Here is a 13674-nt window from a genome sequence, read left to right as displayed (position 1 = left end):
GCTTCGTACAAAAAATATCGAAAACACGCTTGATCTTCTCAAAAAACAATGGAGGTCTATATCTCCAGGATCTCCATTTGAATACTTCTTTATTGACGAATATTTCGCAAGACTACATCAATCAGAACACAAGATGGGAAGACTTTTGACTCTTTTTTCTCTAATTGCAATTACAATGGCTTGCCTTGGATTATTCGGCCTGGCTTCTTTTGCGATTCAGCAGCGAACTAAAGAAATAGGTATTCGCAGGATTTTCGGTGCTACAATTACAAATATCGTGATTCTGTTCTCTAAAGAGTATATGAAATTGGTATCCATCGCCAGCCTGATTGCCTGGCCAGTGGCTTACTATGCTATTGACATCTGGCTTCAGGATTTCTCGTACCGCATTACACCAGGTATCACGAGTTTCACACTAAGTACAATAGCCGCATTAGCAATTGCCCTGATCACCGTAGGGATTCAATCCTATTGGGCCACACGGACCAATCCTGTAGATTTGATACGGTACGAATAGAGAATCAAAACCCCCTTAAAACCGTACTTGCTCTGCGGGGCAATCCCTCCTTTGGCGCGCGTTTTAACACGACGTATTCCAGATCGTGTTCCTCGCAAAAAACTCTCTTCTCCAGCTTATCGCCGTCTTCATTCACCGCGTAAATATCCGGTTTAATAACCGCAATCTCAGGCGCAGCATCCATCCATCCATCGCCAGAGGAAATGATCCCCTGTTTGACAAAACGGACGGATTGCACCACATACCGTCGTTCGTCCTCACCGAACATCGGATGATGTTCCCCCTTGAGCAAACGGACATTTGCATCGTGCCCCACAACCACGTACAAATCGCCCAACTCCGACACCTCTTCAAAAAACCGGATATGCCCGGAGTGAAACCAGTCAAAACAACCCGTAACAATCACTTTTTTATTATTCGCACCCCCATCCGCTGTCTCCCCTATCGGAAACCCCCTCACATCGTCTGCAGCCAAAACGCGATATGCAATATTATGCACATCGCAAAAATGTCGTCTCTGCAGCGAATCATCTCGTTCATCCACCACCCACATATCGGCCTGGACCGCATCGGGAAGACCGTCTTTATCTGCCAACTCCGTCACAAGCGTCGCGCGATCCACATAGCGAATCGCATCCATCATATACATGCGTTCTTCTTCCGGAAATTTGGTTTGCCCTTTGACGACATCATCCCCCCATACCAGCGCGTGAAGACATCCGTATCGAGAAGCCTCTTGTAAAAAACGGATATCGCGCGCCCTCATATCGTCAAAACTGCCTGAAACAACAACCGTCTCCATATCACTACCCTCTGTCATATCGGACATCCACGCGAAGAGCGCCCGGCACGGGTTCTTCAGACACAACGTATATATACCCACCGCCACACCCCGAATACATCGCCCCGACATATCTCGACTGATAATATTCCAAAATACCCATCAAATCAATCCGAATAGTCGGATGACGCACCGTATGCGGCAAAAGAGTCTCCCAACACACCATACACTCATTCAGAGACGCGCCCAAACCCCGGATATCCCTGACAATAATCGCATCATAACAATCCTTGCCCGCCTGACTCAATCTCTCAATCCATATCGGATCTAAATTCTTTTCACCCAACGGCTCATAGCCATCGGGACGCGGCGCAACCGGAACCATGTAGATCACATCTTCGATCCAACGCGCGACATCGGGGTCATTATTGGACTCGATATGGACCGGAAAATACCCCCCCTCGTACTCGCAATCGTAATCGAGCCTGCTCACACCCGGATAAAGCAACCCAATCATATCCTGCGACCCCGACGGCTCGGCCTTGCCCTCATTTTCAACCGTGTACAACTCCTTCACCAGATCGGACGGCGCGCGATCGGGAAACGCAGAACCCCAGAGCCTCATCGCAACATCTCGCGTACTCGTCGCCATACCGCAGCGATTCATAAAACGGCTAGTCGGCTCGAGCGAAATCACAACCATAGACCCGGGAGGCGATGGATTGTGCTGCGACAAAAACGGCTGATCAATCCACCCACCGGCAAAAGCCATGCGAAAGGGAATATTGCCAATAACGCTCGTAATATCTCTGCTCATATAATAAATACCCTGCTTAACTCACCGTCGGTTTGCCCGCTTTGCGATCCGCATATTGCTGTGCAATCCACGCATAAGTCTTAGCCATACCGTCTCGCAAAGAAGTATCAGGCTCCCAATCGAGCATTTCTTTAATCATCGCATTGTCACTATTGCGACCGGCAACGCCCTGAGGCGCAGACAAATCATACGTGCGATTGAGTTTAATACCGCCGATCTCCTCAATAACACTCACCAATTCATTGATAGAAACCAACTCACTCGAACCCAGATTAATAGGCGTTGCAACGAGGTCCTCACTGTGCATAATCATATCGACGCCTCTAATACAATCGTCAACGTACATAAAACTGCGCGTCTGATTGCCATCGCCCCAAATATCAATCTCGAGCTTGCCAGTATCTTTGGCCTCAATCGCTTTGCGGCAAAGTGCTGCAGGTGCCTTCTCTCGCCCACCATCCCACGTCCCATAAGGACCATACACATTGTGAAACCGCGCAATCGCCGTCTTCATCCCGCGCTCTGCCCAATATTCCTCGCAAAACATCTCCGAAACCAACTTCTCCCAACCGTATCCGCGCTCTGCCATAGCCGGATATGCATCTGATTCTTTCAGAGCGCGCACATTGGGATCCTCTTGTAATTCGGTATTATACGCGCAGGCAGAAGAAGAAAAGAAATACCGCTCAACACCCGCCCAATAGGCGGCTTCAATCAGATGGGTATTGATCAGAATACTCCGCAAACACTCGACCCTGAAACGCTCGATAAATCCCATTCCCCCCATATCCGCCGCGAGATTGTACACTTCAGCAGCACCTTCAACGGCGCGTTTGCAATTGTCTTCATCGCTCAAATCCAAACACAGATTCTCCACCCCCGATACGCGCTGGTACCACTCGGGCAAGGGTTTCTTATCAACAGCGCGAAGCCGCACAAACCCCTGATCGTAAAAATATCGCGTCAGTGCACCCGCAATAAAACCGCCCGCCCCACAAATAACGATCAAATCGTCTTTATTGAGCGTCGTTGCTGCTATTTGCTGCTTTCCCATCGTATTCCTCCAAAATAAATAGCCTGTATTCTGGTATTATGCGTCTGGTCAGTGGAGATATTACAAAAGAGAGACACAAGACGCAAGAATGGTTAGACACAAGATAGGTTTCTCAATATATTGCAAAAAGTAAAAACCATAAGATCAACGCGTTCCACAGGAGCACCCATGCCGCTACTCAACGTCGAAAACGCCCGTAAAAACCTCAGCCGCTATCCCTGGGCGCAGGTCATCCTCGAAGACTGGAAACAACAGGTCGCCCACCTCATGGACCAGAACCGCGACTTCATCGACGCCATGATACCCGAACTCACCCCCTGGCCCGAATACGGCCAGAACTGTCCCGTCTGCGTCAACCGCCTCTCCTCCATGGGTGAAACCGGCCTGTACGAATGGGATCCCACCGATCCGGACAGACTCATCTGCAAATACTGCAAAACCGAGTACCCCAACGCCAACTATCCCGAAACCGGCAGCATCACCGCGGCCAGAATGAACCAGACCTTCACCTTCTATCTCACCGACGAAGAACGCGCCCACCCCGAAGACAAATCCGGCAAACACGCCTTCAAATGGGTCAACTGGCCCGTACACACGAGTTGGACTGGCATCATCCGAACAAAAAAAAGCCGCTGGTGCTTCGAACAAATACTACCGCTTGCCAAATTATACGCCCTCACGGATGACGTATTATACGCCCGGTGGTGCGCCTATATCATGGACTGCATGGCGCGGCGATACCCCAACTGGCTCTTCCACTCCTACGACGGCACCATAGCGGATTGTCCGCCGGCCGAAGTCGCCATCTCCCTGGGCAAATATCCCCGCGCCGGGCGTTTTCCCGTCGAAACCATCATCACCGCCTTTGAAGGCCGCCATCGCGAGGCCGACCATGCAGTACTCAACAACGGCTTCTGGGGCGCCGGACGCTTTGGCAGCAGCGGCTCTGACGGCGGAAGCATTCTCCAGATCACCCTCGCCTACGACCTCATCCGAACAGCCCAATATCAGGATGGCTCACCCGTCCTCACACCCGAAATGGATCAACGCATCGTCAAAGACCTCATCCTATCCGGCTGTGCAGACACCGAAAACTGGAGCGAAATCAACAACAAATGCGGTCCCGGCCGCGCACTAAGCGCCGCTGTCGGCATACTCTTTAACAGACCACAAAGCGTGCGCCGCGCCATCGAAGGTCTTGAAACCCTCCTCGAAGATGCCTTCCACTTCGACGGCTTCTGCACCGAATCTCCCTCCTATTCCGCCATGCACCTCAACCTGTTGCGCGACATACCAGAACTGCTCGTCGGTTACTCCGATCCCGACGGCTACGAACCCGAAACCGGTCCACCCCTCAAAAACCTGGACCCCTTTCAGCACTTCGACCGCTATCGCCTGGCTCTGGAAAGCATGGCCCGCATGCTCGACCCGAACCTGCAAGACCCCGTCATCGGAGACTCCCGAGAAGGCCGCAGCATCGACCCCATCTACGCCGAAATCCTATCCGCCCACTACGGCAACCGCTACGCTGGCCTGCTAGAAAAATCGCAGAACGCCCCGCTCTCACAAAAAGGCGACGAATACGCCCTCTGGCACCGAAACCCCGATCTAGTAGCCGAACAGGACACCGACCTGCCCCACCACACCGAATGGTTCCCCGGCTGGCACGTCGCCGTCCTGCGCGGCGGAAACCCAAAAGGTCACACCGCCTTCTATCTCAACGGTTATGGCTATGGCGGCCACCGCCACTACGACAGCCTGGGCATCATCTACATCGCCCATGGGCGGGAAATGGCCGCAGACAGGGGGTATATCTGGGACGACCCCAGAAATGCCTGGACCAAAAGCACCCTCTCCCACAACATCGTCACCGTTGACGCCCAAAACCAGAGCGGCAACCCAAAACCCGCCAGCCTGGAACTCTTTGGCACGGGTACAGGCGTCGAAATCGTCCAGGCATCCGCCGCCCCGTACGAGCAATGTGACCGCTATCAGCGCACCTGCGCACTCATCCAGATCCCCGGCGAACAGACCTACGCCATCGACTTCTTTCGAATAAACGGCGGCAATCTCCACCAGTATGGCTTCCACTGCAATGGCCGACTCACGGGCATTCGCGGCGCCGATCCCCAACCCATAAATGAACAAATCGAATGGCTCGACAACATCCGCGCCGACCATCCTCAAGTCCCCTTCACCGCCACCTGGCAAAACCAGGACCTGCGAATGGACCTCACCCTGCTCAACCCCACCCATCGCCTCCTGCTCGCAGACGCCCCCGGCTGGCGCTCAGACCTGGGTGACCAGCTCAACGCCCCACCCGTCCAGCAAATCCTGGCCGAACGCAAAGACGACGCGAACACAAATAGTCAGTACGCCGCCGTCATCGCACCCTACACCGACACATCACCCGTCCAATCCGCACACCTGATCCTGAACGACCCCAACACCAGCGCCATGGCCATAGCTGTAAAACGCGATGGCTGCACCGACTACATCCTCTCAGCCCCAGAAGGTACAACCCACGACCTCGGACCCCTCTCCATCACAGGCCAATTTGCATACGCATCCATCGACAACCAGGGCAATCTCCAACGGGCTTATCTGCTCTGCGGCACCGAACTCCGCTGCGGCAGTCACACCCTCACACTCCCGCAGGCACAGACCCCACTCGACGTCACCTCAGTTGACAATCGCACCTATCATATATCGCAAACCGTGCCCGAACCCGACGCTCTCCCCGGAACCTATCTTCTGTGCGCAGACACCGGCTACGAAATCGAATCCGCCTCGGAAAAAACCATTACCGTGCGGGATTATCCCGCCATCGCGTGCGACCGCATTGTTCTCCTCAACGCCGCAACCTTAAATCCTGCGATCTAACGAAATTAGCGCACGCATGACCAGGTCTGGCTCCACCCGATGGGGAAATTTTATAAAAGGCGCAATCAACTCGGCATCGCCCCCGGTCAAAACAAGCGTCGCACGCCCATCGGGAACCAGTTCACTAAACAGTCGCTCTACAGCACCAGCAGCCCCATAAATAACCCCCGCCCGGATACAAGAAACCGTATCCGTCCCAACAGCCGAATCAGGTGCTTGAAGCGCTACATGGGGAAGCAAACTCGTTTCATCGTGCAGCGCGCGCAATCCCATACCCAAACCCGGCGCAATCGTCCCCCCGCGAAAAACACCATCTGCCGTCACCAGATCCACAGTCAACGCAGAGCCAAAAGCAGCGACAACCACACTTCCCGCGCATATGCGAAACGCCTCGCCGGCTTGCAATAGTCGATCAATGCCAACATGGTCGGGACGGGACACAGCGACATCAACCCCCAGATCCATATCCGTATCGACCACCTGTGGTATTAACCCCCATACCGTCTGAACCGCCTTGTGGATCACCTCATCTGCACCGCGCACCACAGAAGCAACCAAACACCGATCGGGCGCTCCCCTCGGGGCAAAACGCGATTTGAGAACATTCACGACCTGTGTCGCATCTTGAACTCCGCTAAGAGACACACGCGCAATCAGACGATCATCATCGTATAACGCCGCCTTCAAACGCGAATTGCCCACATCAAAAACCAGCAGCTTTCGCCCCATTATTCACTTCCTGTTTAGCGATCAGCCTAACCAGCCCCCAGCCCCAGTCTCTCTTTGCCTTCGTGTCTTTGTGTCTTAGTGTGAGATTCCCTTCACACTTCATCCTTCACACTTTACACTTCCCCTTCACCTCTCGCCGCCGCGCGTGTAAAACCAGTTCAGTATATCCATTGGGCACATCGCGCCCCTTGAAAACCAGATCGAGCGCCGCTTGAAACGCAATACTCTCATCAAAATTTGGCGCCATATTGCGATACGCCACATCGCCCGCATTCTGCCGATCTACAACTGCAGCCATCTTCTCAAACGTCTCGCGGACCTGCTCTGCACTCACAATCCCGTGATGCAACCAGTTGGCGATATGCTGGCTCGAAATGCGCAAAGTCGCGCGATCTTCCATCAGACCCACATCGTGAATATCCGGCACCTTGGAACAGCCAACACCCTGATCAACCCAGCGCACCACATAGCCCAAAATACCCTGCGCGTTATTGTCCAATTCCCGTGCGATCTCCTCAACCGTCAGATCCCTATCCAGCAAAGGCGGCGTCAAAATCGCCTCCAGACTCGCGCGTTCTCGCCTCGCGAGTTCTGCCTGCCGCGCCGAAACATTCACCTGATGGTAGTGCATCGCGTGCAATGTCGCTGCAGTTGGCGACGGAACCCACGCAGTAGTCGCCCCGGCTTCCGGGTGATTCATCTTCGTCTCCACCATCTCCCGCATCGCATCCGGCATCGCCCACATCCCCTTGCCAATTTGCCCCTTGCCAATCAAACCCGTCTCAATACCCACATCCACATTCCAATCCTCATAAGCCGTCAACCACGGTTGCGCCTTAATTTCATTCTTGGGAAGCATAGCACCGGCTTCCATACTCGTGTGCATCTCATCACCCGTGCGATCCAAAAATCCCGTATTGATAAAAATGACGCGCTCGCGAGCTTCCCACATAGCGCGTTTCAAATTGACAGTCGTGCGCCGCTCTTCATCCATAATCCCGATCTTCAGCGTATTTCGCGCAAGTCCAAGCGCATCCTCCACGCGCCCGAATAATTCTACTGTCGCCGCCACCTCTTCAGGCCCGTGCATCTTGGGCTTTACGATATACACACTGCCCGAGCGGCTATTTTGAAACGCGCCATTGCCCTTCAAATCGTGAATAGCCGCCAGCGACGTCACCATCGCATCCAAAAACCCTTCGGGAATCGCCTCTCCATCGGCAGTCGTCACCGCATCGGTGTACATGTGAATCCCTACATTTCGCACCAGCAGCGTACTTCGCCCCGGCAGTACCAGCTCACCGCCGTCTGGACAAATATAATTCCTATCGGGATTCAATTTGCGATTCAGGGGTTGTCCATTCTTTTCGAAAGTCGTCTCCAGCGTCCCCTTCATCAAACCGCACCAGTTGCGATACACAAGCACCTTATCCGCGGCATCCACAGCAGATACGGAATCCTCACAATCCTGAATCGTGGTAATAGCTGACTCCAGCACCACATCTTTTACCCCTGCCGGATGGTCTTTGCCAATGGGATGGGCCGGATCAATCTGAATCTCAATATGCAATCCATTGTGCGCCAACAACACACTGGACAGTACCCCATCTCGTTCCTCATAGCCCACAAACTGACTCGAATCTGACAATCCTGCATCCCGACCATCAACCTCTGCCACAAGCACCTTCTGCCCGCCCTCTTCGCCCAGAGCAAACGCCGTCACTCCTGCGTAAGACCCACTGGACAGCGGCACAGTCGCATCCAAAAAATCATTCGCACTGGCAATCACCTTTTCCCCGCGCACGGGATTATACGCCGTTCCCCTATCCGCGCCATCATCCTCCGAAATCACATCTGTCCCATACAGCGCATCGTACAAACTACCCCAGCGCGCATTGGCCGCATTCAAACAATAACGCGCATTATCCACCGGCACGACCAATTGCGGTCCAGCCACTGTCGCAACCTCTGGATCAACGCCATTTGTCAACACCTGAAAATGATCCCCTTCGGGCAACAAATACCCGATCTCCTGCAAAAAAGCCCTGTACGCTTCCCCATCAATAGATTCGCGCCCCTTGTGCCAGGCATCGATCTTTGCCTGCAAGACATCGCGCTTTTCCAATAAACGCCGATTCTTCGCCCCCAGATCTCTTACAATCCCTTCCAACCCCTGCCAAAAAGCCTCTGCATCCACACCCGTATCGGGCGCAATTTCGTCTTTGACCAATGCGTAAAGCTCGGCATCTACGTTTAATTTTCCAACGGCTACCACACTCATATACCACTCCTTTGAAAACTCAAGTATATCCACCTTTGCCCAACAAAATACGCGCCTCCTCGTCATCGCCTTCTAAAATCGCCTGCGTCAACCCGTCACCGGGGGGCGGTCCCCCATGAGGTGATCGGCGCAACCAGGTGGGCGTATAACTCAAAATCAACATCCTGCGCTTTGTCCTCAACGTCGGCAATCCGCGATGCCAGAGATTGCTGTGAATCAATACACCGCCCCCGGCCTTCACGCGAACCACAAGCTCACCCTCAACCGGCTCATAAGTATCGGGAGGCGGTGCTCTATCCAACCAATTGTGCGACCCCGGCACAATTCCCACGGGTCCCGTATCCTCATTCAAATCATCCAGATAAATCAGAGCATCTATCCCATGTGGTCTGGAAAACCACGGCGGCAAAGGATTGGAAACCACGCGCAAATGCTGGTGCCATGGGGTCTGATGAGGCATCGCACCCGGATAACTGATCCGCGCGCTCAATCCCCGAAGCCTCACCAGCGGTCCCATCATCGCCCGTGCGATAGATAACACAGGAGGAAATTTCAACAAATCCAAAAACACAGGATCTTTATCCATCAAATGCCGCGGAATACGTCCCCATGACCGCTTTCCCATATCTCGAAACGCACCCGATTCCCGATCCTCCAACCGATCCAGCGCGGATTGCAATGCTTTCAAGTCCTCGCCCACAAACAACCCCTCGCGCACCAGATACCCTTCTCGATCAAATTGCTGCAACTCTTCTGCCGAGGCACAAACATCTATTTCGTAAGAGTGATCTGATCCGCGGGTATTGGGACCGAGAACCTTATAAGACACCGTGCAATTCTGTTCAAAAGTGTGATCCATATCATCTCCTCATGCCAAAACCAGAAGCCAATCGCCATCTCCCGGTGCTTCGTAAACGCGCCTGCCATTGACCTCGCGCACTACTGCTGCATCGACATCGCCATCGCGCGGATTGTACCAGATACCCCGCAGATGTGGTGACAAACCCGCCATCTTCACCACCACCGCCTCGCCCTGTGGTGTATAGGCAACCACAAGATCATTTGCCACAGATTTAGAAATCAAAATGTGATTGTGTACATCTCGCCCGCCGGGCTGCGCGCCCAACAACTCTGGCGCCGGGCGCAAATTCCACCACCCGATAGAATCGAATGCATCGACGAGATGCCGCACTTGCTCTGCCCCATCCATTATCAGCGCGTCATGCCAGGGCAATGGCGTTCCCGAATTGGGATGGTCAACAGGCGGCCCGCTGCCATCGTCCCACCCCCACACACCGTGTCCCCCATAAGTCACGCCAGCGGTTGGCGCGTTGAGCAAACTCCAGTACATCGCCCTTCTAACCGACGCTGCATCGTGTGGCCGCTTTGAATGATAGGCCACGTGATTTTCATAAGAAGGCTCCATGTTAATATAAAATTGGCGCGGCGTCTTTTTCCAATCTTCCGAAGGCGGCCCCGTCACAATCCACTGCAAAGTCTCGTCGCTGTCGCCGTGACCACTTTGATAACCCACCACATCGAGCCAATTTTCAGACCGAAATTCATCAGTCGGGAATCGTCGCCCCGAACTGTGCATTGCCACAGGCGCGTGGGGACCTTTCCCGAAAACCGCGCGACCAACGCGCTGCCATCGCTCGGCATTCTCGCCATCGTAATTGCCATCCCCACCCAAAATCCACACCACGGGATAACACGCCCATCGCGCGACCATATATTCAGCCAGCAGAATCATCTGGTCCTCTGACAACGAGACGCCCGGACTCTTTTCCGGATGACTGCGCCCTCCCAATGCCCACAACATCACGGGCGCATTGACCAAGCCCGCCTGAAAAGTCATCTCCACCCAGTCATCCAAACGCTGAAAAAAAGCCGGATTTATTGCGATCTTTTCCACACCGGAAAACGCCAGATTGCCCTCGATATCGCCATCTGGAGCCGCACGCCACTGCGTAGCCACCCATTGCACGGTATTAAATCCCTGCCGCACGCGCTCGCTGAGATAATAGCGCCATTCATCCCGCGTCGCCCGCAAACAGCCATTCCAAGCCGTATCTGCCATATAGAAAAACGGCTTCTCATCCGCATAAACAAAATGCCGCCTGTTTGCGGACAGCGCAATCGGGCCGTGTACATCAAATTCACTGCTCGTCTGCGATGGCCCACAGGTAAAACGCCCCTCGCGATTGTGCAATCCCGTATTTTCCGCATCTGAAAAAAATGTCGCATACGACCACTCGCCCTCTTCATCTGGACAAAAACGCACGCGCCATTGCCGCCCGCCATCCCAGAATCCCATCACATTATAGACCGATCCAAACGGCGATGTAAACACCACCTGCAATGCCGCTTCTTGAATGGGATTTCCGTAATCTTTATCACTCTCGAAATCGATCTCAATGCGTCCCCATTTTGTCACAACCGGCTCACGACCGTTTTGATCTATTTCACTCATATCCCCTCTATTTCATTTTTCAGGTCCCTGATCCAGCACATCTTCTACAAAAGCGCGCAAGACTTCGGCAGTACTCCACGCCTGGGCAAAACAACCGCGAGATGCATGGGGCGGATCGCCATCGAAAATTTCAGAAATATGTCCCAGACCCGACGCTTCAACATGGCGCAACAAAGGGCGCAACATATCTCTTGCAGAAGTACGAACATCTGCCTCCTTGCCGCGAATGCGAACCCATGAAGTAATAAACGGACCCATAAGCCATGCCCAAACCGTCCCCTGGTGATACGCGCCATCGCGACTATACGGATCGCCGCCATAAGTGCCCCTGTATGCCGCGTCGGAAGGCGACAGGCTTCTCAAACCATAAGACGTGAGCAACTCGCGTTCGACCACATCGAGAATACTGCGTTCACGCGCGGAATCGAGCATGCGATGCGGCAGGCTGAGTGAAAAAATCTGATTGGGACGAATCGCCGCATCCGGCTCCTCATCGGTCAGACAGTCGTACAAACATCCCGCGCCCGGGTTCCAAAATGCCTCCGCAAAACGCGCGGCTGTTTTTTCCGCAAGATTGGCGTATTCGGCGCTAAGCCCGGGTTCACCATATCTATCAGCCAGATCGCGCATCACACACAACGCATTGTACCACAGCGCATTGACCTCAACGGGCTTGCCCTGCCGCGGGGTAACGACCCAATCTCCTACCTTAGCATCCATCCATGTGAGCTGCACACCAAGCTCTCCGGCATAAAGCAACCCATCGCAATCCAGACGGATATTATAGCGCGTTCCCGAAACAAAATAGTGGATAATCTCCTGTAACACTCGCCAGAGGGTTTCGCGCACAAAAGCATAATCATCTGTGTACGCCAAAAAGCGGTCCACCGCATAGACGTACCACAGGGTTGCATCTACACTATTGTACTCGGGTACATCACCGCAATCGGGAAAACGGTTTGGAATCATCCCCCCGTCGCAAAAACGCGCATAAGCAGCGAGAATATCGCGGGCCTCCTCAAATCGTCCGGTCACCAGTGCGAGACCGGGAAGCGCAATCATCGTATCGCGCCCCCAATCCGTAAACCAGGGATAACCCGCGATAATGGTAGCGCGAGCATCGCTGCGTCTAACGAGAAAAGCATCGGCACTCAAACTGAGACCCGTGCATTTGGGAACTGATTGAACAATTTTATTTCTTCGATCTATCTCAGCCTGCCGAAGCGCATTCACCTGATCGCATGTGTCGCGTTCAAGGCTGACGAGCAAATGCGCGGATTCGCCCACTTCGAGATCAAAGGTAAATTCTCCGGGGCAATACAGATCTTCCCGATAATCCAGGCCGCGATAGGCTTCAACGGCATATTCAAAATTGTAATACCAATCGCCACGCAATTGAAATTCTCCATCGTGCGCGATATACAAAGGCGGAAATTCCGAATAAGGCTGAAAACTCATCAAACCATCGCAAATATCGACATCGCCATTGAGCATATCATTCTGGCGCATCAGGTGATGGTAATCTCGGAAAGCCGCGAGCGGACGCAGCACAAGTTTAACCGGGCGATCAAAAGCACCGTAAGTAATCACAGTGGTATTTTGACCATAAACCATAAAAATTTGCTTTTCAAAACACAAATCGTCAGTACAATAGGTAAAGGTGGGAAAGGGATCCAGTCGGACGTGTTCGAGATGGCGATAACCGTGCGGGTGGATATCGCCAGCGTAGCAATTACTGCTCAGTTCAAAAGTCCCCATATCGGGCACAATAAGCGTCTCTTCAAATTTGGACAGCGCGACAAATCGATCGTGTGACTCATTTTGTGCGGGAATAAGCAAACCGTGGTACCGCCGCGTATTCATCCCGATAATAGTCGAACACGCAAATCCACCCAGACCATTGGTCTCAAGCCACTCCCGCCCCATCGCCTGATCAAGGTCTCGGCATATTTCTTTTTTAACGAAAATATCCATGAACCTTTTCCATTCACCGAATGGAATATTCCCTCCCATCCTTGACACCAGGCAGTTTTGTATCTATAAATATTTGCGTTGACGTACTCCCAAATCTAAAGCATTGGGAGTCTAAAACCTTGTTGCTTCAGCAGGGATTGTGGGATCAACAGTAGTTGCTTGCTT

Annotated in this window: 10 protein-coding genes; 2 read left to right on the top strand and 8 right to left on the bottom strand. The window is 53.2% G+C overall.

Features of this window, described 5'->3' with window-relative positions:
* Window positions 1-517: hypothetical protein (locus tag OXG87_19310; GenBank protein ID MCY3871703.1), on the top strand; the 517-nt coding region annotated here is incomplete at its 5' end.
* Between the two features lie 4 nt (window positions 518-521).
* Here the strand turns inward: OXG87_19310 and OXG87_19305 are convergent.
* Genes OXG87_19305 through OXG87_19295 form a run of 3 tightly spaced genes read right to left on the bottom strand, consistent with a single transcriptional unit; the run spans window position 522 to window position 3169 of the window.
* Complete coding sequence (locus OXG87_19305) at window positions 522-1337, bottom strand: adenylyltransferase/cytidyltransferase family protein (protein ID MCY3871702.1); 816 nt, start codon at window positions 1335-1337, stop codon at window positions 522-524.
* Complete coding sequence (locus tag OXG87_19300) at window positions 1324-2115, bottom strand: hypothetical protein (protein MCY3871701.1); 792 nt, start codon at window positions 2113-2115, stop codon at window positions 1324-1326. Before OXG87_19300 ends, OXG87_19305 begins: the two co-directional genes overlap by 14 nt.
* 16 nt (window positions 2116-2131) lie before the next feature.
* A complete protein-coding gene (locus OXG87_19295; GenBank protein ID MCY3871700.1) occupies window positions 2132-3169 on the bottom strand; it encodes an NAD-dependent epimerase/dehydratase family protein in 1038 nt (345 codons plus the stop codon).
* A gap of 168 nt (window positions 3170-3337) precedes the next feature.
* Between OXG87_19295 and OXG87_19290 the strand changes: the two genes are divergently transcribed.
* Window positions 3338-6052, top strand: a complete 2715-nt coding sequence (locus OXG87_19290) for a heparinase II/III family protein (protein ID MCY3871699.1) — start codon at window positions 3338-3340, stop codon at window positions 6050-6052.
* On the opposite strand, the gene OXG87_19285 is transcribed toward OXG87_19290, so the two are convergent.
* The 5 genes from OXG87_19285 to OXG87_19265 all read right to left on the bottom strand — a co-directional run bounded on the left by OXG87_19285 (window position 6035) and on the right by OXG87_19265 (window position 13509).
* The gene (locus tag OXG87_19285; GenBank protein MCY3871698.1) at window positions 6035-6781 is read right to left on the bottom strand and encodes a type III pantothenate kinase; all 747 of its coding nucleotides are present in this window, start codon (window positions 6779-6781) and stop codon (window positions 6035-6037) included. The two genes, OXG87_19290 and OXG87_19285, sit on opposite strands and share 18 nt — an antisense overlap.
* A gap of 106 nt (window positions 6782-6887) precedes the next feature.
* The gene (locus tag OXG87_19280) at window positions 6888-9062 is read right to left on the bottom strand and encodes a malate synthase G (protein ID MCY3871697.1); all 2175 of its coding nucleotides are present in this window, start codon (window positions 9060-9062) and stop codon (window positions 6888-6890) included.
* Window positions 9063-9081: 19 nt separating this feature from the next.
* On the bottom strand, window positions 9082-9921 hold the full coding sequence (locus tag OXG87_19275) for a phytanoyl-CoA dioxygenase family protein (protein MCY3871696.1): 840 nt from the start codon (window positions 9919-9921) through the stop codon (window positions 9082-9084).
* 9 nt (window positions 9922-9930) lie between these two features.
* Window positions 9931-11535, bottom strand: coding sequence for a DUF4038 domain-containing protein (locus OXG87_19270; GenBank protein MCY3871695.1), 1605 nt, complete (start codon window positions 11533-11535; stop codon window positions 9931-9933).
* Window positions 11536-11547: 12 nt separating this feature from the next.
* Window positions 11548-13509, bottom strand: a complete 1962-nt coding sequence (locus OXG87_19265) for a glycogen debranching enzyme N-terminal domain-containing protein (GenBank protein MCY3871694.1) — start codon at window positions 13507-13509, stop codon at window positions 11548-11550.
* Window positions 13510-13674: the final 165 nt, after the last annotated feature.

The sequence above is a fragment of the Gemmatimonadota bacterium genome (assembly GCA_026706845.1).
Classification (GTDB): domain Bacteria; phylum Latescibacterota; class UBA2968; order UBA2968; family UBA2968; genus VXRD01.
This window is presented reverse-complemented; position numbering and strand designations above follow the sequence as displayed.

Bases quoted from the DNA above. Each gene is read 5' to 3' on its own strand.
- OXG87_19275 (MCY3871696.1), bottom strand. From the start codon at position 9,921: ATGGATCACACTTTTGAACAGAATTGCACGGTGTCTTATAAGGTTCTC.
- OXG87_19295 (MCY3871700.1), bottom strand. From the start codon at position 3,169: ATGGGAAAGCAGCAAATAGCAGCAACGACGCTCAATAAAGACGATTTG.
- OXG87_19305 (MCY3871702.1), bottom strand. From the start codon at position 1,337: ATGACAGAGGGTAGTGATATGGAGACGGTTGTTGTTTCAGGCAGTTTT.
- OXG87_19270 (MCY3871695.1), bottom strand. From the start codon at position 11,535: ATGAGTGAAATAGATCAAAACGGTCGTGAGCCGGTTGTGACAAAATGG.
- OXG87_19290 (MCY3871699.1), top strand. From the start codon at position 3,338: ATGCCGCTACTCAACGTCGAAAACGCCCGTAAAAACCTCAGCCGCTAT.
- OXG87_19285 (MCY3871698.1), bottom strand. From the start codon at position 6,781: ATGGGGCGAAAGCTGCTGGTTTTTGATGTGGGCAATTCGCGTTTGAAG.
- OXG87_19280 (MCY3871697.1), bottom strand. From the start codon at position 9,062: ATGAGTGTGGTAGCCGTTGGAAAATTAAACGTAGATGCCGAGCTTTAC.
- OXG87_19265 (MCY3871694.1), bottom strand. From the start codon at position 13,509: ATGGATATTTTCGTTAAAAAAGAAATATGCCGAGACCTTGATCAGGCG.
- OXG87_19300 (MCY3871701.1), bottom strand. From the start codon at position 2,115: ATGAGCAGAGATATTACGAGCGTTATTGGCAATATTCCCTTTCGCATG.